The sequence below is a fragment of the Schaalia sp. lx-100 genome (genome assembly GCF_021083625.1).
Classification (GTDB): domain Bacteria; phylum Actinomycetota; class Actinomycetes; order Actinomycetales; family Actinomycetaceae; genus Pauljensenia.
Genome location: NZ_JAJNRP010000002.1, coordinates 184,996 through 205,836 on the forward strand (window position 1 = coordinate 184,996; position 20,841 = coordinate 205,836).

A 20,841-nucleotide genomic window follows, 5' to 3' on the forward strand; every position below is an offset into this window, starting at 1 on the left:
CCTACCAGACGCTGTTAGGGTATAAGCCAGCACAGGAAATACATAAGTCCTTTCAGAAAATGAACTCACATGTCGTTATGATTTGACTTTTCTTTCACATCTGCGTGATTAAAATCCTCAAAAAATACGTGGGAAGCCTTGTGAAGCTACGGTGTGCGATAGTGCACGCATCTGTTAGGTAGGGCATGTGTGAGAGAGCATACCCTCATGAATATGTGAAGAAAAATAGGGGATAAACCCTTTTTTCTCAACAAAAAACACTGCGAAGAAAAACACGCTTTACCAATGAATTACACGCGCTCGCATGGGTAACAGAAGTAAAAAGCGTCCGATACCCGTCTATCTGCTGCAGATTTTCTGCCCTGCTTTACTCTTAAATACAACACAACCTATAAGGAGAACACGAGCATGAGTAGGCAGCTCAGGTCAGCAACATCAACCAGTGGGCGCAATATGGCAGGCGCTCGCGCCCTATGGCGAGCCACAGGTATGGGTGATAGTGACTTTGGAAAGCCAATTATCGCTGTTGTTAATTCCTTTACCGAATTTGTTCCCGGCCACGTTCACCTGCGAAACGTCGGTCAAATCGTAGCTGATGCGATCACCCAAGCCGGTGGTGTTGCAAAAGAAATGAATACCATTGCTGTAGATGATGGTATTGCCATGGGGCATGCAGGCATGTTGTATTCCTTGCCCTCACGTGAAGTGATAGCTGATTCAGTGGAATACATGGTTAATGCTCACTGTGCCGATGCGATGGTATGTATCTCTAACTGTGACAAAATCACTCCCGGTATGCTCATCGCAGCTATGCGGGTGAATATTCCCTGTATTTTTGTTTCAGGTGGCCCTATGGAGGCTGGGAAAAATATTGATCCATCATTGATTGTGGGTCCTGCCCGTACAGGTCACGGCAATCTCATCACCGTGATGAATGCGACAGCTAATGACGAGATTAGCAATGATGATCTGAGGGCTCTTGAAAAAGCTGCGTGTCCGACATGCGGTTCCTGCTCAGGCATGTTCACTGCTAACTCAATGAACTGCTTGACTGAGGCTTTAGGTTTGTCATTGCCGGGTAACGGGTCCACTTTGGCGACTCATCAGGCACGTCGCGGCCTTTTTGAGCGCGCAGGTGCGCTTGCCGTGGACTTATGTCGGCGCTACTACGACCAAGACGATGATTCAGTGTTGCCGCGTTCCATTGCTTCAGCAGATGCATTCCATAATGCAATGACTCTTGACATGGCAATGGGGGGTTCGTCGAATACGGTTCTTCACCTTCTTGCTGTTGCTCATGAAGCAGGTGTGGATTTTGATTTATCGGATATTGCTCATCTAGGTAAAACTGTGCCGTGCTTGTCGAAAGTCGCACCTAACCACAATGATTACCACATGGAGGATGTTCATCGAGCAGGAGGAATACCTCGTTTGCTGGGGGAGCTTGATCGTGCAGGTATGCTCACGCACACTGTTCATTCGGTACATTCACCTGATTTAGTTTCATGGTTAGCCGCATGGGATCCGCGTTCCCCGCAGGTCACAGATGAAGCACTGACTTTGTGGCATGCCGCTCCCGGTAACGTGCGAACAACCGAGCCTTTTTCTACAGCGAATCAGTGGAATGAACTCGATCTTGATACAGAAAATGGTTGTATTCGTGACGTTGCACATGCCTATACGGCAAATGGCGGTTTAACCGTACTGTATGGCAATTTAGCTCCCGAAGGGGCCATTATTAAGGCTGCCGGTATTGATCCTGAGCTATTCCACTTTGAGGGACGGGCCAGGGTTATGGAATCCCAGGAAGAAGCAATAGACCGTATCCTCGATAAAACTGTTCAAGCCGGTGATGTCGTGGTTATCCGTTATGAGGGTCCTGCTGGCGGTCCAGGGATGCAAGAAATGCTGTATCCGACCTCATTCCTGAAAGGGCGTGGTTTAGGTAAAGCATGTGCGCTGATTACTGATGGTCGTTTTTCTGGTGGCACATCAGGTATATCTGTCGGGCATATTTCACCTGAAGCTGCCGATGGTGGTCTTATTGGCCTCGTGGAAGACGGAGATACCATCATTATTGACGTGAATGAAGGCATACTGTGTTTGGATGTCCCTGAGGAAGAACTGGAACGTCGTCGTTGCGCACAGGAAGAACGTGAAAATCCGTGGACCCCTGTGAATCGTCAGCGTAAAATTTCTGCAGCTTTACAGTTATACGCAGCAACAGCATTATCTGCTTCTCGCGGTGCTGCGCGTGATGTTAATAGGATCCTCCGTAAGAAAGGCTGACACATGCCTGCCGAACACGTTGCTCTTTATGACACGACGCTGCGTGACGGCGCTCAACAAGAAGGTATTTCCCTTTCAGTTGCCGACAAAATCGCCATTGTGCGCATCCTGGATGACCTGGGAGTGGACTACGTGGAAGGCGGCTGGCCTGGGGCGATACCGAAAGACACGGAATTTTTTCAGCAAGCTGCAACTATGACACTGCGCAGGACGCATTTGGTTGCTTTTGGTTCAACCGCGCGTCCGGGTCTTGCTCCATCAAAAGACCAGCAAGTATGTGCTTTACGTGATTGCGGAGTTGAACGGGTTACTTTGGTTGCTAAATCAGATCCCCGTCACGTAAAGCAAGCATTACGAACAAGCTGTGCAGAGAATTTACGCATGGTCCATGACACTGTTGCTTTTCTTACGCAAGCAGGTCATGAAGTTATGGTGGATCTTGAACATTTCTTTGACGGATTAGCTGAAGATACGTCCTATGGTTTTGAAGTGATCCGTGCAGCTGTTGATGCTGGTGCTAGTACCGTCATTGCCTGCGATACAAATGGCGGAAACTTACCTGACGCAATTGCGCATTACTGCGAACAAACACGTATGTTCCTTGACGATATAGGAGCGCAACACGTGGTCCTTGGGATACATGCGCATAATGACACAGGATGCGCCGTGGCAAATTCTTTAGCCGCTGTCAATGCGGGTGTGCGACATGTGCAAGGAACCATTAACGGTTATGGTGAGCGTACCGGAAACACGAATCTATTGACTTGCGCAGCTAACCTTGAACTTAAAATGCCGTACACCGCTTTACCTGCGGGGCATTTAAGCCAACTGGAACATGTATCGCACCGCGTGGCAGAGTTAGTCAATATTACGCCCTATGCGCGTGACCCATATGTAGGGCGTAGCGCATTTGCTCATAAAGCAGGTTTACATGCTTCAGCTATTCGAGTGAACCCTGACCTGTATCAGCATATTGATCCCGTCAACGTAGGTAATGACATGCGCATGGTTGTTTCAGAAATGGCAGGACGCGCATCCATTGAATTGAAAGCACGCGAATGTGGCCTTGATCTGTCAAAACGGCCGGAGGTATCTGCACGTGTAGCTATTGTCGTCAAAGAACGTGAAGCGCAAGGGTACACATTTGATGTCGCAGATGCCTCTTTTGAGTTACTTGTCCGTAAAGAGCTAGGTAAGTTACCTCGTTTTGTACGAGTAGAGTCATGGAAAGTTATGACTCAAGAAATAGCTGAAGTACAGGGTGAACCTTTCACACAATCTGAAGCAACTGTGAAAGTACATACGGATACGCGTCATATTCGCACAGCAGAAGGAAACGGCCCGGTTAATGCTCTGGACCGTGCCCTGCGACACGTCCTCACACGTGATTATCCTGTAGCGGCTTCTTTTGCTTTGACAGATTTCAAAGTGCGTATTCTTGAAGATCCTCACGCAGGAACGGACGCGACAACACGTGTTTTAGTCACAATGGGAAACGGAAAACGTCAATGGACAACGGTAGGAGTAGGCACTGACGTTATTGAAGCTTCATGGGAAGCACTCTTTGACGCATACTGGTGGGGCTTGCTTGCGGCAGGTGCCACATCATTATTAGAAGAATAATTTTTAAGGAAAGTAAAACATATGCGCGGTGAATATAAAGTCCCCGGTGGAAAACTTGTCGTAGCAAACGTGGAGATACTCAATGATCATCTGGCACATGTGCAGATTACTGGCGATTTTTTCCTGAGCTGTGATGAAGCATTAGAGCGTATTTCAGGAGCTTTAGAAGGCCTACCCGCTGATGTTTCTGTGAGTGCAATGACCGCTGCGATTGATTCTGCTCTTTATGACACAGACGAACTTATGGGGATCACTTCGCAAGGCGTCGCTATCGCAGTGCGTCGCGCTGTCGGCCACGCATTATCGTGGAGCGATATTGATTTTGAGGTGATTCATGGTCCTGTGGTCGATCCGCGTCTGAACGTGGCCCTAGATGAAACTCTCGTTGAGGAAGTGGCTGCTGGCCGTCGTAAACCATTTATGCGCCTGTGGGAATGGGAAGGATCGCAGGTTGTGATTGGTTCTTTCCAGTCCTACGCTAATGAATTACAACCTGAGGGTGTTAAACGACATGGGATTACTGTGACCCGCCGTGTCTCAGGCGGCGGTGCCATGTTCATGGAATCTGGTAACTGCGTGACATTTTCTTTAGTCGTGCCCACCGCACTGGTTGAAGGAATGAGTTTTGAACAGTCCTACCCATATTTAGATCAGTGGGTGATGGAAGTGCTTGAGAAACTCGGTATTCATGCTCACTATGTTCCACTCAACGATATCGCTTCCGATAAAGGGAAAATTGGAGGAGCCGCACAAAAACGCTGGGCACATGGATACATGTTGCACCATGTGACAATGGCTTATGATATCGACGCCCAAAAAATGAATGAAGTACTGCGTATCGGTATGGAAAAGCTCCGGGACAAAGGAACACGCAGCGCAGTAAAACGTGTGGATCCTATGCGCTCGCAGACGGGAATGCCTCGTGAGGAAATTATGAGGGTTTTCCGCGATTACTTTATAGATAAGTTTGGGGCCAGCATGTCCTATCTGACGCAGGAAGAATTACGTGTGGCGCAAGAGCGTGTGGAATCAAAGTTTGCGACTGATGAGTGGACTTTCCGGCTGCCATAAGTTTTCCAGGTAAATACAGTTACTGGCTTTATGGTCTTGAGTGCGCTTTCCTCGCAAGGAGGATGTTTGAATATGGTTGCATCCTGTAAGCCGTGATAGGTGGAAAGCGGCCGCTGAATAGTATGAGGTTTTCGTATAAAAATCAGCGTATGCGCGGACCAAAAATTGCTGTTCCTACACGTACACGTGTACTTCCTTCTGCTATTGCCCATTCAAGGTCATGGGACATACCCATTGACAATTCGAGTGCATTTTCAGGCAGGTTGAGACGTTGTGCAGTGCGGTCACGTAAAAGACGTAAATGTTCATATGCTCGACGAACGGGAGCTTCATGCGATGAATTGAGGCCAACTGTCATGAACCCAGTTAATATGAGGGAATCACATTCATTCACAGCATCAACGAGGGTATTAACCACTGTCGGCGCACATCCGGATTTTGTGATTTCGCCGGATACATTCACTTGAATCATCACAGGAAGTGGATGCATGAGTCGTTTACTTAGAGGCTCGATAATATCCACGCGGTCGAGAGTGTCGATTGCGTCAACACAGGACAGCGCCATATTGATTTTATTGCTTTGGAGCGGACCGATGAGGTGGATACGTGAATGGGGGATAGCGTGAATTGCTTCTGCTGTGTCGCGTGCTTCTTGAACACGATTATGCCCCAGGAGGATAGGGTGAGCGCTGTGTGATAGATGCTGTGCGGCTTGAAAACATGAATCTGCGCTTTGAGTTTTCGCAGCTATCTGTAAAACAACAGCATCAGTTCGGCCATATGTTTCACAGGCATGTTCTATACGTTCGTAGACGAGATCGATATTGCGCTCAATACTCATAGTTTATAAGCATAGGGTAGTTTGTGATGAGGGTACGAAGCCTTTGGACAGAAACAGAAACGATGGGTGTGATTGTCCTGCCTGCCTTGCAGCTTTACATAAGCGAAATGCTTTTTAGGCATGAGGACTGAAATCAACAAAATACAGCGCTAATTCGTCGTGTAGCTCAGTTTGCTGAAGATCAACGTAAGCCACCATACGCCAATCACCATCCCCTTCAGGATCAACAATGCGCTGAGTAATCAACCACAGGGAAGGGCAGGGCTGATTCAGCACATTTTCGGGCAGGCCAGATGCAATCAGATCTACCCGTTCAGGAGATTCATTAATGACACACATTGAATGTGAACGTGCTTCCTGGTCAATTCCTATCCAATCGTATTCTGCCCAATAGCGGGCCAAAGCATGATCCCAACGTGCCTCATCCCATCCTGCTGCTTCATCCAAGCGACCTAAAGACACGACATCGTCACGTGAAGCTAACTCAACACGCTTAAACATGGCATTGCGTACATGTGTGCGTAACGCATGACGATTAGCAGTAAGAGGCACACTTCCATCCGGTCGCGCACCGAAAGCACGTTCCAGCCCCACATCCGTAGTGTCAGTGCGTGTAGTTTCTGGAACAAAAACACCTGAAATCAAAGACTCCCACTCATCAAGTAAAGAAGAATCAACGGCGCGTACAAGGTCCCCTAGCCAATTAATGATTTCAGTTAATTCCGGTGTCATCATGGTGTCAGGGATCAGCTGACGTAAAGCCCGGTAAGCATCTGTGAGGTAACGCAAAATAACACCTTCACTGCGCCCCACATCGTAGCGTGCCACCAATTCAGAAAAAGTCATTGCGTTTTCAATCATTTCACGGACAACAGATTTTGGTGAAATCTCTAAAGCACCGACCCAAGGGTTTGAAGTGACATAGGTTGAAAAAGCAGCATGCAATAACTCAGATAATGGCTGAGGCCAAGTTACCTCATCCAAAGAAGCTACACGTTCGTCATAGTCCATACCTTGCGCTTTCATTGCCGCCACAGCTTCTGCACGTGCAACACGTTGCTGAGCAAAAAGTAAAGGACGAGGATCTTCTAAAACCGATTCAACAACAGAAACAGCATTGACAGCAAAATCAGAATCAGTGGAATCAAGCAGCTCAAGAGTAGCCAAAGCGAAAGGCGATAACGGTTGATTCAAAGCAAAATCATCAGGAAGATCAGCAACTAAACGCACACGAGGTGTTCCTTCTGCACGTGCCTGCGTACTACTGACATGTTCAATGACTCCACCTGTTCGTAATGAAGAATAAATGTCGCCTAAGCGCCTTAAATGTGGGTTAATGTCACGAAGATGATCGTCATTATGCGTTGCCAGAAAAACAAGATGCTCACCAGGATCGCGTTGCGCCTCAGCTGCACCGGCTAAAACGTGAAGCACCATTGCGTGACTCAGAGCAAAACGTGATTGTAATTGTTCGGGAGCCGCTGAAACTAAACGGTCAAAGGTTGCACGCGTCCATGAGATTTGGCCAGCAGTTCCACCTAAATTTTTCTTTGAAATCTTCTTCTTTGCTCGTTTGGCAGCACGTTCATCGCGAGCATTTTCTTGCGCTGCTGTTAGACGTGCGCGTTCACGCGCTTTTTCTACCTCATGTTCAGGAGCAAGAACTCGAACAAAACCCACAGTATCAAAACCGGCTCGCCCTGCTCGCCCAGCAATCTGATGAAATTCACGTGCGGACAGATGACGCATACGCTCCCCATCAAATTTCACGAGAGAAGACACAAGAACCGTTCGTATAGGCACGTTAATGCCGACTCCCAGAGTGTCAGTTCCACAGATAACTGCCAATAGCCCCTGACGTGTCAGCCGTTCAACAAGACGACGATAGCGCGGCAACATACCGGCATGATGAACTCCCACACCGCGTTGTAACAAGGCTCGTAGGGTCTGGCCAAATCCGTGTCCAAAAGACACCGTCGCCAATGCCTCACGAATTTTCTTCACTTGCTCGTCAGAAACTAAAGAAGCATGTTGGAAAACTTGTGCTGTCGTTAAAGCGTCTTTTTGAGCAAAATGGACAACATAAATGGGCCAGCGGCCTTCAGCTATTAAACGTTCAACTGTAGGGACAATTTCGTCTACCACGTAATCAAATTCAAGAGGGACAGGACGTTGTGCGTTATCTACTAAAGTCACGTCGCGGCCTGTGCGTTCTTTCCAGCTGCGAGAAAAATGGGATGTGTCGCCTAAAGTCGCTGACATGACAACAAACTGGGGGCGGGTGAGTTCAAGTAAAGGAACTTGCCACGCCCAGCCGCGTTGAGGATCCCCATAGAAATGAAACTCATCCATGATGACCATGTCAGTATCTAAAGAAGGACCGCTCCGTAAGGACGCATTTGCCAGAATTTCTGCGGTGCAGCAAATAATAGGTGCCTCACTGTTCAAAGACACATCCCCTGTCACCATTCCCACATTTGCTGCCCCGAACAGTTCCACAAGATCAAAAAATTTTTCAGATACCAAGGCTTTCAGTGGGGCTGTGTAATAACTACGACCTCCATGCGCCATTGATACAAAGTGGGCTGCCAATGCAATCATTGATTTACCTGAACCGGTAGGGGTTGCAGCAATTACATGGTTCCCAGCAAGTATTTCAAGGAATGCTTCCTCCTGGTGAGGATATAAAGGGCGACCTGTTGACTTCGCCCATGCAGTGAAAGCCTCATAGAGAGCATCAACATCATGGGTAGCGTGAGAGTCTTCGATTTGGTCAAGTAAAGCGTTGAGCGCACAGGTCATAGTGAGTATTCTTCCTTACCTTTGCTATGAATTCATACTGAGTGTGCTGAGGAAGAAAAAGCTGTCGTGACTGCGGTGATATTTTATGTTCCCAAGCACAGGGGGAGGGTGTATGTGCTTAAAGCAGGGGAGTATCTTTTGTGCTGTGCATACGCAGGTCAGCTGAGGCGCCCGGAGCGGCAGTGAGATTTTTCGTTGCTCACACGGGGGTGAGGGTGTCGATTAATGGACGAGCAAGCACAAGAGAAGCCAAACATGTCACTATCGCTGTGCCTGAAGCCTTTAACTTTTATGAAGGCGCGTACATAATGCCAAGGAAGTGACATGATAGTTTCAACTGAGACACTCTCGTTGTGGGATACGTTAGCCGCACAGATCCTTACTGTAGCTGACTGGTTGACTTTACATGTGACACTATGGGTTCTTGTGGGAACCGGTTTATTCCTCACTATCGCCTCACGTGCTTTACAAATCCGTTATTTCCCTGACATGCTACGTACGGTGGTGGGTTCACGCCAAGATGCGCATGGGGGAATATCCAGTTTTCAAGCTTTCACTATTTCCCTTGCTGCCCGTGTAGGTGTAGGCAATGTTTTTGGTGTTGCTGCAGCTTTGCTCATGGGAGGCCCAGGCGCTATTTTTTGGATGTGGGTTGTTGCCCTTGTCGGCATGGCAACAGCTTTTTTTGAGGCAACTCTCGCGCAGATTTTCAAAGTGCGCGCAGCTGATGCTTCTTTCAGAGGAGGCCCTGCCTACTACATTGCTTTAGGTATGAAAAATAAAGTCCTTGCTGTGATCTTTGCGATCATTACAGTGGTGACCTGCGCTTTTGTTATCACCTCGGTTCAGTCAAATGCTATTGCTGGTACGTTGCTTTCTGTATTAGGTGAAAACGGTTCCACCCCAATCGCGGCTTTGGGGGGCTTGACGGCAGCGCAGATCGTGATTGCTGCTTTGCTTTTTGTTTTTTCTTCAATGGTGATCTTTGGTGGTATTCGCGCGGTTGCTCGTGTAACAGAGTGGATGGCGCCGATTATGTCACTGATTTACGTGGTGATGGTTGCCGTTATTGTCATCATCAATATTGGTGATTTTGGTCGAGTGATTTATGAGATCATCCGGGAAGCTTTTGCTCCAGCACCGATTGCAGGTGGATTAGGTGGCGGTATTTTCGCAGCCATTATTAATGGGACGAAACGGGGTCTTTTCTCCAATGAAGCGGGTCAAGGAACTGCGCCAAATGCTGCTGCAACAGCAACAGTGAATCATCCGGTTCAGCAAGGTTTGTTGCAATCTTTAGGGGTTTTTGTTGACACGATTATTGTGTGTACAGCAACTGCATTCGTTATTTTGATTGCAGGCCCTCAGGTATGGGGCGCTGAAGGTGTGAATCCAGCGAATTTGACTACTTTAGCGGTATCTCATGAATTGGGTCAGTGGGCTGTGATGCCGATGGCTGTGCTGATCTTTGTTTTGGCTTATTCGTCAATTATTGCGGCGTATGTCTATTCAGAAACGAATATGTCATTTGTGACCTCATCACGGATTGCGGTGTGGGTTGTACGTGTTATTTCTGTGGGTTCTGTCGTCATAGGTGCGCTTGCCACATTGGATTTGGTGTGGAATACCGTTGATATTGCAATGGCTGTGATGACGGTGGCGAATTTGGTGGCTCTTTTGGTCTTATCCAAGTGGGGTTTTGGTGTCATGCGTGATTATGACGCTCAAAAGCGCGCAGGTGTTGCCTCACCGATTTTCATTTCAACAGGTAATAAGTTTTTACCAGGTGAATTGCCGACAGATGTGTGGGAGCGCGCTCCTGAAGAACAACAGACATCTGCGCCACGTCAGTAATAGTGTGAGTCTGTGTGTCAGTATGTCATGAGCAGGTGAGCGGCGAACTCTGCATACATGTATCTTCTGTGACTAGGCAAAATTTAAGGTAAGAAAGATTAATGACGACGGTACGTACTTTTTCATTAGATGACTTATATGCCACCGGATCACTGAAGTGGAGCACTGAGAAACAAACGGATGCTTTACCAACTCTAGGGGCATGGGTAGCTGAAATGGATTTCGGTACAGCACCGGCAGTTGAACGTGTCCTTGTCGATAACATTCGTAAGGGTTTTTTAGGCTACTTTCCTTCATGGCTTAAAACTCAGGTGGCTGAGTCAACAGCTCGCTTCCATAATCGTCGTTTCGGTTGGAATATTTCAGAACAGGATATTCGCATAGTGGGAGCAGTCCTGCCTGCTCTTATCCGAATGATTACTTACCTGACGCGGCCTGACTCTGCGGTGATTGTGCCGACCCCAGCGTACATGCCTTTTTTATCAATTCCACGCGAGCTTGGGCGGCAAGTTATTGAAGTCCCCTCTATTCACGATGAAGCAGCAGGGGAAGCCGGGTGGAAATTAAATGTGGAAGGTATCGAAAGTGCATTAAAAGAAGGGGCAGGACTCCTCATTTTATGTAATCCTTGGAATCCTACGGGGCGCGTATTATCACGTGAGGAATTAAAAGAAATCCACGACGTTGTTTCACGGTATGACGCTCTGATTTTTGCCGATGAAATTCATTCACCACTGGTGCTTCAACCAATTCCTTTTACCTCCTATGCGAGTATGGGCTCAAGCTATGCAGCACATACGGTGACAGCGACAGCAGCAACGAAAGGCTGGAATATCGCAGGACTGCCGAATGCTCAGGTTATTGTGCCAGATGAGGATTTACGTGCTCGGTGGGACGCAACGCCAGAACAGGCTTCGGGAATGCCTGTGCCTTTAGGAGCTTTAGGAACAGTTGCCGCATATGAGCATGGGGATGAATGGCAAACTGAAGTTCTGCGCCTAGTGAATGAGAATATTGACCGTCTGACAGTTGGTCTGGATGGTACAGGTATTCGTTTTGTGCGTCCTGAGGCAACCTATTTGACGTGGTGGGATTTTCGTGAAGTTGCACTGAACGGAGCTGACCCTGCGAAATATATGCGTGAAAAAGCGGGTGTTATCGTAAACGCTGGGAAAACACTTGGTGGTCACTGGCAGCAGTGGGCGCGCGTCAATGTGGCTTGCAGCCCTGAACATATGCAGATGATTATTGAGAGGGTGCGTCACTCTTTCGCCTAAGACACATAAAAGAGCGCGACTTTTCAAAGGTCACGCTCTTGTGATATGTGCGGTTTTTAGCGACGAATAACGGGGTTAGTTAATGTACCGAGTTCTTCAACGCCAAATGAAACTGTGTCGCCTGCGGTAATAGTGCCGTACACAGAAGGACAACCGGTAACGATCACATCGCCGGGTAGCAAAGTAAACAGTGTTGAACAGTAGGCGATAAGTTCCCGCACTGTATGCAGCATATAGGCTGTTGAGCCACTGGTTTCTTTTTCCCCGTTGATTGTGCCATGCAGAGTGAGGGATTGGACATCAAGTGTAGGGTCTACCGTAATCCACGGACCGAGCGGACAGAATGTGTCAGCTCCTTTTCCTTTATCCCAAGGTCCACCATCCATAGCATCACGTGCAGTCACATCATTAGCTAATGTGTATCCGAAAATGACTGAGTCAACATCTTCCAGAGGGACATCTTTCGCAAGGGATTTAATGATGACAGCAACTTCGCCCTCATAAATCACATCATTAGTCCAGCTGGGTAACACAATCGGATCATCAGGACCGATAACAGAGCTATTTGGCTTTAAGAAAATAGGCGGCATAGGCGTAGGCTCTGGAGAACCTGGCTGTCGGATATCAGGTCCGAAATTATTGCCAATACCAATGACTTTTGAGCGTGGAATGACAGGGGACAAGAGTCTCACGTCATCCAGTTCAACGATACGACCAGAAGGCTCAATGGGAGAGAAAAGCGGATCGCCTTTCAAAACCACAATACGTGTAGAACCATCTTCGAGAACACCATAAGCGGGGGAGGACCCGTCAGAAAAACGTACGATACGCATACTGTTAGATTAGTCCTCCTCAGATATTTGCGAGGCGTTATCGTCCTCGTTTTGGAAAATAAAAGGAAAGTAATCTGCTCTGAAGCCCTTTATGCGCTACGAGGAAGGAAAACTCAATCTGATTGCGTGGACTAGGTGAGCGAAGCTTACGTAACAGATGTGAAGAAAAACGGTTTCCATACCCCATATGCCGGTAAAGAATATCTGTGAACGGGCGTAGAATGACCTCATGACTGAAACCAGCGCACATACTTCACCTGTCCGTGTTCGTTTTTGCCCTTCTCCTACGGGTACTCCGCATGTGGGAATGGTCCGTACTTGCCTTTTTAACTGGGCTTGGGCACGTCATACCGGTGGAACTTTTGTTTTCCGTATTGAGGATACTGATGCTGCACGTGACTCTCAGGAGTCTTTTGACCAAATACTTGACTCGCTGCGCTGGTTAGGGTTGGACTGGGATGAAGGAATCGGCAAAGGCGGGCCACATGAGCCTTATCGCCAGTCTGAACGTATGGATATCTATGCTCGGGTTGCTGCACAGCTTCTTGAAGGAGGATACGCTTACGAGAGTTTTTCTACTCCTGAAGAAATTGAGCAACGTCACCGTGATGCAGGTCGTGACCCGAAGCTAGGGTATGACGGATACGATCGTGACCTCACTAAGGAACAAAAAGCTGCGTATCGTGCGCAGGGACGTGAACCTGTTTTACGCATGAGGATGCCCGATCATGACATTACATTTACTGACTTAGTACGCGGCGAAATTACTTTCAAAGCAGGATCTGTGCCGGATTATGTTATTGTGCGAGCCAATGGTCATCCTTTGTACACTTTGGTGAACCCAGTTGATGATGCTCTGATGGAAATTACTCACGTTCTGCGTGGTGAAGATCTGCTGTCCTCAACACCACGACAGATTGTTTTATATCAGGCGCTGATGGATCTTGGAATCGCGTCATGTATTCCCGAATTTGGTCACTTGCCATATGTGATGGGTGAAGGAAATAAGAAGCTGTCAAAACGCGATCCACAGTCGAATTTGCTGCTTCACCGTGAAGCCGGCATGATTCCTGAGGGTTTGAATAACTACTTGGCTTTACTCGGCTGGTCGATTGCTCCTGATCGTGATGTTTTCAGCATGGATGAGATGGTAGAAGCCTTCGATATTTCTCATGTGAACCCAAATCCTGCGCGTTTTGATCCAAAGAAATGCGTGGCTATTAATGCTGAACATATTCGTCGCCTTGATGTCGCAGATTTTGCTCAGCGTATGGTGCCTTTCTTGCATAGGGAAAAGTATGTGTCAGCAGATTCATACGAGGAACTTACTGCGCGCGAACAAGAAATTGTGACAGCTATTGCTCCGCACGTTCAGACTCGTATTCAACTGCTGGGTGAAGTTCCAGGTATGGCAGGTTTCTTATTTGCGGCAGATGATGAACTCACTCTGGATGAAACTGCGGTAGCTAAATTGAAAGAGAACGCAGTGCAAGTTCTTGAAACTGCGCGTCACATTCTTTCAACCTTGTCAGATGAAGAATTTTGTACAGAAGTGATGGAAGAACGTTTACGCGCGGCAATTGTTGAGGGCATGGAGATTAAACCACGTTTAGCTTTTGGTCCTCTCCGAGTGGCAGTAACAGGTCGTCAAGTTTCACCTCCGCTATTTGAATCCATCGAAATTCTTGGAAGGCAATCAGCCCTTGCTCGCGTTGATGCTCTTATCCAACGACTGGAAGCAGGAGTGGCGTGAATAGTCCCACTCTTTGTCGATTTGTCGAAGGGAAAATAGTCGGCTAAAGTTTTGTCTTGTTGTCATCGGGACAGTTTCTGGTGAGAACAAGCCATGGGGTATGGTGTAATTGGCAACACGACTGATTCTGGTTCAGTTGTTCTAGGTTCGAGTCCTGGTACCCCAGCGATCACACAATGAGTGAGTGATTTTGCCCCCATCGTCTAGCGGCCTAGGACACCGCCCTCTCACGGCGGCGACACGGGTTCAAATCCCGTTGGGGGTACGGTTGCCTTTCACTAAGGTTAACTTGTTACCTCGCTGAGAGGTTTAGCGCCCCTATCGTCTAGCGGCCTAGGACACCGCCCTCTCACGGCGGCGACACGGGTTCAAATCCCGTTGGGGGTACAAGCGCGGAACCCAATGTTGAGCTTTTATTTTTTCTTATCTGATGAACTTATTCGCCTGAGGCATTCTTCTGACGATCTGCCTTAAAGACTTCATGAGAAACCTGTGTGACGTATTTTTCGTCAATGCATTGCTTTTTCGCTCAATTCGCTTCGTTCTTTCCTAGCAATGCGCGGTACCATTGACGACGACACAATGAAACCTTGAGTCAGGAGATCCTGTGACCACCATCGACGTTCACATTAACGGCCAGTTACATAGCATCGAGGCGGGAACCACTGGGACAACACTTTTTGACGGACAACGCGATGTTGTTGCCATGTTTATCAACGGTGAACCGTGGGACCTGAGCCGTGAAATTCCCTCAGAAGCCACAGTCGAACCAATTACGCTGACCTCGGAAGCAGGCTTACAGATTCTGCGTCACTCCTGCACGCACGTTATGGCACAGGCAGTACAGGAAATTTATCCGGATGTGAACCTTGGTATCGGACCTTTCATTACAGATGGCTTCTACTACGATTTCGGTAATATTGATTCGGTAACGCCTGAACTCATGCGCGATATTGAAAAACGCATGAAACGAATCGTCAAAGAAGGACAAACATTCCGTCGTCGTGCAATCAGTGATGAAGAAGCGCGCGTCGAATTAGCGCAGCAGCCCTACAAGTTGGAACTCGTCACCACAAAAGGTCACGGTGCTGAAGAAGCTTCTGTTGAGGTAGGCGCAGGCGAACTCACCATGTATGATAACGTGCGCCGCGATGGAACTGTTGCATGGACTGACCTCTGCCGTGGTCCACATTTACCCAGTACGCGACTCATCGGTAATGGTTTTGCCTTGACAAAATCTTCCTCAGCCTACTGGAAAGGCGATCAAGCAAATGATCCTTTGCAGCGTATTTACGGGACCGCTTGGGCATCAAAAGATGATCTTGTTGCCTACCAAGAACGAATAAAAGAAGCAGAACGCCGCGACCACCGGCGCCTTGGTACAGAACTTGACCTCTTTTCTTTTCCAGAGGAACTAGGAGCAGGCCTGCCCGTATTCCACCCCAAGGGTGGTGTGCTTAAACGTGTCATGGAAGACTACGTGCGTGCAGCCCATATCGCTCACGGATTCCAATATGTTGGAACACCGCATATTTCTAAAGAAGACTTATTCCACACATCCGGTCACTTACCGTATTACGCGGATGGGATGTTCCCACCAATGGACGATGACGGGCAGTTGTACTACCTCAAAGCTATGAACTGCCCAATGCATAACCTGATTTTCCGTTCGCGTGGGCGCTCATACCGTGAGTTACCTTTGCGTCTTTTTGAATTTGGTACTGTTTATCGAAACGAAAAGTCCGGTGTGCTGCAAGGACTCACCCGTGTACGTTCGATTACGCAGGATGATTCTCATAGTTATGTGATGCCCGAACAAGCAGCAGATGAAATTAAGCACCTGCTGAACTTTATTTTGAAGCTGCTGCGCGATTTTGGTTTGACTGACTTTTATCTTGAGCTGTCCACCCGCGACACGGATGGTAAAAAGAAAGACAAATTCATCGGCACAGATGAACAGTGGGCAGAAGCCACTGCGATTCTTGAACGTTGTGCTGAAGAAACCGGTTTAACCTGTGTTCCTGATCCAGGTGGGGCTGCTTTCTATGGGCCGAAGATTTCAATACAAGCCAAGGATGCTATCGGTCGTACATGGCAGATGTCCACCATCCAGTACGACTTCAACCAGCCACACCGTTTCGGGTTGGAATTTACTGCTCCTGATGGCACACATCAAGAACCTGTGATGATTCACTCGGCAAAATTTGGTTCAATTGAGCGTTTCATTGGCGTGCTCACTGAGCACTATGCGGGTGCATTCCCAGCATGGCTTTCACCTGAGCAAGTACGACTGGTTCCTGTGGCTGAAGCATTTAACGAGTACTGCACGGGTGTTGCTGAGCAACTACGTCGTCACGGTATACGGGCAGAGGTTGACCTGTCAGATGACCGTTTCGGAAAGAAAATACGTAATGCCTCGAAAGAAAAAGTACCTTTCACCCTTATTGCAGGTGGTGAAGATGTGGAGGCTGGCGCGGTTTCGTTCCGTTTCCGTGACGGTTCACAATTAAACGGTGTTGCTGTAGATGAGGCCGTCGCACGCATTGTTACTCATGTGGAGTCGCGTTGTAATTCGGATAAATTCGACGAGGCATAGGAAAGAGACTGAAGAATAATGCAGGATATGCGGTGCGAAGATTCACGGACATTAGCGGGTGTGCCTGATGGTTTTTCTCGTCTGTGGACACCGCACCGCATGGCCTATATTTCAGGGGAGGAAAAACCTGCGGATGCTTCTTCGGATGAGTGTCCTTTTTGCGCAGCCCCGCAGCGTGATGATTCTGAAGGACTAATTGTTTACAGAGGTTCATCATGCTTTGTTTTAATGAACTTATTCCCGTACAATTCGGGGCACCTGTTGGTGTGTCCATATCGTCATGTTTCTGATTACACAGAACTGAGTGATGATGAACGTAATGAATTATCACTTATGACGGCGACTGCAATGCGAGTAATTCGTCGTGTGGCAGGCCCACACGGATTTAATCTTGGAATGAATCAGGGGGATGTCGCCGGAGCAGGTATCGCGGCTCACCTGCATCAGCATATTGTTCCTCGGTGGTTAGGGGACGCAAATTTCTTACCGATCATTGCGCGAACAAAGGCTGTGCCTGAACTATTAGAAGATGCTCGTTCCCGTCTTTCTTACGCTTGGGCGCAGGAGTTTTCTGCGCACTGACTTTTCTTCCTTTTTGGGGCCGCCTTTTGTGTGAGCATATGAGGAAACACAAGTAAGAAACAGATAAAAGAAAGGGCTGAGTATGCTCGGTAATCACGGTCGTTCTGTTGCTCGCACTATTTTTACTCCACCGGCCCGTTTACTGGCGAGTTTAGGTGTTTCACCAAATATGGTGACTTTCACGGGAACAGTGATGACATGTGTATTGTCGGTGATTCTGCTTGCTCAAGGGTATTTATGGCAGGGAGGAATCGCACTGGGAATTATTCTTTTTTGCGATTCAATTGATGGTATTTTGGCACGCCTGACTGGGAAAACATCAGCTTTTGGTGCTTTTTTTGATTCGACGATGGATCGTTTAGGGGATGGAGCAGTATTTGGTTCTTTGCTGGCTTGGGTTGTTTTCCATATGCCTGATAGTTATGCGCGTACATGCGCAATTATTGCCGGTATTGCCTCTTTAATAGCAGTGGGAACAGTCCCGTATGCGCGTGCTCGTGCTGAAGTACTAGGAGTTGTAGCGAAAGTTGGTATAGCGGAACGTACGGATCGTTTAATTGTTGCTTTGGTGTGCGCTGCTTTTACTGACTGGGGATGGGGACAATGGTGGATAAGCATTGGCTTAATGTGGGTAGCTGTCGCTTCGCTCGTTACGGTGGGGCAGCGTGTAGTTTTCACCGCTTCAATGTTGAAGAAATCTGAGATCAGTCAGGTGAAAATTTGAGCACAGTATCCTGCCCAGGCAGGCTACTATGATTTTTTGCTGATATCAGTAAATGATGAGGGAATACTTGATGGCACAAGAAGAAATAGAAAACTCATTGGGACCACAATGGCCTGTCGATGCTGATGGTTATCCGCATCGCAGTGCGGCACGTGTGATTTTATTTAATTCAGATGGTCATGTTTTGTTAGTGCACGGGCATGACGCGATAGACCCATCACATCACTGGTGGTTTACTGTCGGAGGTGGTGTTGAAACAGGTGAAACCCCGCAGCAAGCAGCGGTTCGTGAGCTTTACGAAGAAACAGGTATTCGGATAGAAATTGAAGATCTTATTGGGCCTGTGTTATACCGTCAGGGTCAGTTTGAATTTCTTTCAGTGACTGCTCGACAAGATGAGTGGTTTTTCCTTGCCCACACTAAGGATACGAAGGTAAGTTCACGCGGATGGACTGAACTTGAACAGAATGTGCTTGACGGTCATCGTTGGTGGAATATTGACGAGGTTGATGCTCTTGCTGAAAGTGTCATGGTGACTCCTTCTGGTCTGGCGGATTTGCTGAGGAAATGGAAAGAAGGCTGGGATGGTGAGTGCCTTCATCGTAATGAATACTCAGACTGAGTAAGACCCTAAGTAATAAGAGCATTGACGATAGGGAAGTTACGCGTATTTTGAGTAAAATCGGAAACTAAAAGGGGGAGCGACCCCGAATATATCCAATTGCACACGTGGGGTGTGGAAGGTTTTTATTCCTGAGGTGGCGTTTCCAAAGGAATAGTGCCCAGTAGCTTCCAGGCCTCATCTATACGCGAAAGAATGGCGCTGTAATATTCTGGTTCTTTGTTCGGATAGGTGACAACAGTTCCTACCATAGCGGTCACCTCATCAATATCAGTCCATGAATCAGGAATCACTTTTATTGTGGTTCCTTGAGGAAATAGTGTCGTCAGATCCGTGCCATAAAAATCAGCAGTGTGTGAGTCAATAAGGGTTTCAGGTTTTTCAGGTGAATTTTCAATGGCAGTGATGACTTCAGTGATTTCTTCTGCTGAATGTGCAGGCGAGTCCCCACTGGCGGCACTATCTGTTTCTGTGGGTTTTTCGCCAATAATGACAGAGGACTGTGAAAAATCATCAGAAGATAAGGCTGATTGTGGACTCGTGATAGTAGTAGGTTCTGCATCAACTAGGTGACGTCCAGGAAAAAGAAACCATATGAGGCCGAAGAATACTGCGAGCACACAAGTAAAAAGTAGGGATACCACTAAAAGAGGAATATGTGTGTGCTGCGATTCGAAGATTCGTTTGTTTTGACTCATTTATTCCCTTGAGTGGTAATACGAGTCAAAATATTGGTTAGGTCATCGTTAATATTCTTTTCTTTCAGCAGGTAGCTGTGGAAGCAAGGTGAAGAAAACATTGTTGCTGGACGGTCAACCGATTTTCCTTTTGTCAACAAACGCAAGCGGTTCCATGATTCTTTCACTGCCCATCCTGCAATAAAACCATAGCGGCAGGTTTGCATATTCACAGTATCTGCTCCTGCAGAGGCTGATTTAGTTGACACAATGACATCCCCTGCGGAAATTAATGGTTTACTGGTGCGTCCAAAAAGGGAAAAACCACCAAATTCTATGTTCCCGACCATCGCGTGTACATGAACTGCCTGTGGGAGCATGGGGAGAGTGTCTAAAGCCTTCGAATGAGTACGCAAAGCTTGACCTGCTTCACCACGGAAAGCATCAAGGGCATCAATGCCGTAACAACCTTCATTTGTCTGGTCTTTACGTTCAGCGCATTTTTTCAAATGATCCCACCATAAGCGGATTGGTAAAGCAAGAGGGGAGCGAAGCGGAGCTGAATCAAAGAAGCGGTTAATACTTTGCGCAAGATCTGATCCAGTATTGGGGGTTCCAATCATGACAACATTTGACATCCATTTTTCAACGGGGCGACTTGAGTCAAGGTGTGTTGCTGCTTCACGAACAGCAAGACCTCCCATGGAATGTCCAACCACTGTGACAGGCTTATTGTATTGACGAGCTAAACATTCAATGCCGCGGGCAAGTTTTGGTCCGATTTCTTTATGTGTTACCCAACGAGAATGTACATGAGAGTAGTCAAAAGTGTACACGGCTGTTTTATTGACTTTTTGAGCACGATCAATCATTGAATCATGAATAGAAGATGCAGCAAGCATAATTCCGGCATGCTCATTTGCTTGCCGGTCAATCAGTTGAGAAAAAGTGCCAGTTCGCTCAGGCGTATGTGTCGAACGTGAAATCCAGCCGTGAATGAAAATGACAGGGGTATCTTGTGGGTGAATATCAGGTTCGGCGGCTTGTCTCTTGGCTCCAGTAGACGTCGAAATTATCGGGGCGAGCTGAACAGTATCATCACACGCATGTGGGTTAAAAGGATTCTCTGCGGCGACTGCTTGGCTTACGTAGGGAAGGAAAGATAAACAAGCCAAGGACACGGTGGTGATGAATATGCCAACGCGAGTTGAAAAATGCTGCATTTTCAAGCTTTTCTTTCGTGTAAATACCTGGAGGATGAAAGACTGTGACGAGTGTATTACATAGTGCAAGAGAA

General features: G+C 47.6%; 15 protein-coding genes and 3 tRNA genes. 13 read left to right on the forward strand and 5 right to left on the reverse strand.

Annotation, left to right across the window (positions count from 1 at the left end; translation table 11 throughout):
• The first annotated feature begins 408 nt into the window (after nt 1-408).
• Genes ilvD through LRP54_RS02280 form a run of 3 tightly spaced genes read left to right on the forward strand, consistent with a single transcriptional unit; the run spans nt 409 to nt 4,983 of the window.
• Nucleotides 409-2,289 (forward strand): dihydroxy-acid dehydratase, encoded by a 1,881-nt coding sequence (ilvD, locus tag LRP54_RS02270; protein ID WP_231204760.1) that lies wholly within the window; start codon nt 409-411, stop codon nt 2,287-2,289.
• Nucleotides 2,290-2,292: 3 nt separating this feature from the next.
• Nucleotides 2,293-3,912 (forward strand): citramalate synthase, encoded by a 1,620-nt coding sequence (gene cimA / locus LRP54_RS02275; protein WP_231204762.1) that lies wholly within the window; start codon nt 2,293-2,295, stop codon nt 3,910-3,912.
• A gap of 21 nt (nt 3,913-3,933) precedes the next feature.
• Nucleotides 3,934-4,983: a lipoate--protein ligase family protein gene (locus LRP54_RS02280; protein WP_231204764.1), complete on the forward strand. Its 1,050-nt coding sequence runs from the start codon at nt 3,934-3,936 to the stop codon at nt 4,981-4,983.
• A 142-nt stretch (nt 4,984-5,125) separates the two neighbouring features.
• On the opposite strand, the gene LRP54_RS02285 is transcribed toward LRP54_RS02280, so the two are convergent.
• On the reverse strand, nt 5,126-5,824 hold the full coding sequence (locus tag LRP54_RS02285) for a YggS family pyridoxal phosphate-dependent enzyme (protein WP_231204766.1): 699 nt from the start codon (nt 5,822-5,824) through the stop codon (nt 5,126-5,128).
• A gap of 114 nt (nt 5,825-5,938) precedes the next feature.
• A complete protein-coding gene (locus LRP54_RS02290; protein WP_231234811.1) occupies nt 5,939-8,626 on the reverse strand; it encodes a DEAD/DEAH box helicase in 2,688 nt (895 codons plus the stop codon).
• Between the two features lie 324 nt (nt 8,627-8,950).
• On the opposite strand from LRP54_RS02290, the gene LRP54_RS02295 reads away from it, so the two are divergent.
• Both LRP54_RS02295 and LRP54_RS02300 read left to right on the forward strand, forming a co-directional pair.
• Nucleotides 8,951-10,480 (forward strand): alanine/glycine:cation symporter family protein, encoded by a 1,530-nt coding sequence (locus LRP54_RS02295; protein ID WP_231234812.1) that lies wholly within the window; start codon nt 8,951-8,953, stop codon nt 10,478-10,480.
• 101 nt (nt 10,481-10,581) lie between these two features.
• Entirely contained in the window at nt 10,582-11,757 is a 1,176-nt protein-coding gene (locus LRP54_RS02300) for a MalY/PatB family protein (protein WP_231234813.1), read from the forward strand.
• A gap of 56 nt (nt 11,758-11,813) precedes the next feature.
• Here LRP54_RS02300 and LRP54_RS02305 read toward each other — a convergent pair whose 3' ends face one another.
• Entirely contained in the window at nt 11,814-12,590 is a 777-nt protein-coding gene (locus tag LRP54_RS02305; protein ID WP_231204774.1) for a fumarylacetoacetate hydrolase family protein, read from the reverse strand.
• 229 nt (nt 12,591-12,819) lie between these two features.
• Here LRP54_RS02305 and gltX point away from each other — a divergent pair, with 229 nt between their 5' ends.
• The 8 genes from gltX to LRP54_RS02345 all read left to right on the forward strand — a co-directional run bounded on the left by gltX (nt 12,820) and on the right by LRP54_RS02345 (nt 18,867).
• On the forward strand, nt 12,820-14,343 hold the full coding sequence (gene gltX / locus LRP54_RS02310; RefSeq protein WP_231204776.1) for a glutamate--tRNA ligase: 1,524 nt from the start codon (nt 12,820-12,822) through the stop codon (nt 14,341-14,343).
• A gap of 94 nt (nt 14,344-14,437) precedes the next feature.
• Nucleotides 14,438-14,509 (forward strand) — tRNA-Gln (locus LRP54_RS02315).
• Nucleotides 14,510-14,535: 26 nt separating this feature from the next.
• A tRNA-Glu gene (locus tag LRP54_RS02320) sits at nt 14,536-14,608 on the forward strand.
• 49 nt (nt 14,609-14,657) lie between these two features.
• A tRNA-Glu gene (locus tag LRP54_RS02325) sits at nt 14,658-14,730 on the forward strand.
• 220 nt (nt 14,731-14,950) lie between these two features.
• Entirely contained in the window at nt 14,951-16,939 is a 1,989-nt protein-coding gene (thrS, locus tag LRP54_RS02330) for a threonine--tRNA ligase (protein ID WP_231234814.1), read from the forward strand.
• Between the two features lie 27 nt (nt 16,940-16,966).
• On the forward strand, nt 16,967-17,521 hold the full coding sequence (locus tag LRP54_RS02335) for an HIT family protein (RefSeq protein ID WP_231234815.1): 555 nt from the start codon (nt 16,967-16,969) through the stop codon (nt 17,519-17,521).
• Nucleotides 17,522-17,603: 82 nt separating this feature from the next.
• A complete protein-coding gene (pgsA, locus tag LRP54_RS02340) occupies nt 17,604-18,245 on the forward strand; it encodes a phosphatidylinositol phosphate synthase (protein WP_231234816.1) in 642 nt (213 codons plus the stop codon).
• A 70-nt stretch (nt 18,246-18,315) separates the two neighbouring features.
• Nucleotides 18,316-18,867: an NUDIX hydrolase gene (locus LRP54_RS02345; protein WP_231234817.1), complete on the forward strand. Its 552-nt coding sequence runs from the start codon at nt 18,316-18,318 to the stop codon at nt 18,865-18,867.
• A 125-nt stretch (nt 18,868-18,992) separates the two neighbouring features.
• Here the strand turns inward: LRP54_RS02345 and LRP54_RS02350 are convergent, their stop codons facing one another.
• Together LRP54_RS02350 and LRP54_RS02355 are read right to left on the reverse strand one after the other, a co-directional pair.
• The gene (locus LRP54_RS02350; RefSeq protein WP_231234818.1) at nt 18,993-19,565 is read right to left on the reverse strand and encodes a hypothetical protein; all 573 of its coding nucleotides are present in this window, start codon (nt 19,563-19,565) and stop codon (nt 18,993-18,995) included.
• Nucleotides 19,562-20,767 carry an esterase/lipase family protein gene (locus LRP54_RS02355; protein WP_231204789.1) on the reverse strand — a complete coding sequence of 402 codons (1,206 nt, stop codon included), beginning with the start codon at nt 20,765-20,767 and terminating at the stop codon, nt 19,562-19,564. The genes LRP54_RS02350 and LRP54_RS02355 overlap by 4 nt, the downstream gene beginning before the upstream one ends.
• Nucleotides 20,768-20,841: the final 74 nt, after the last annotated feature.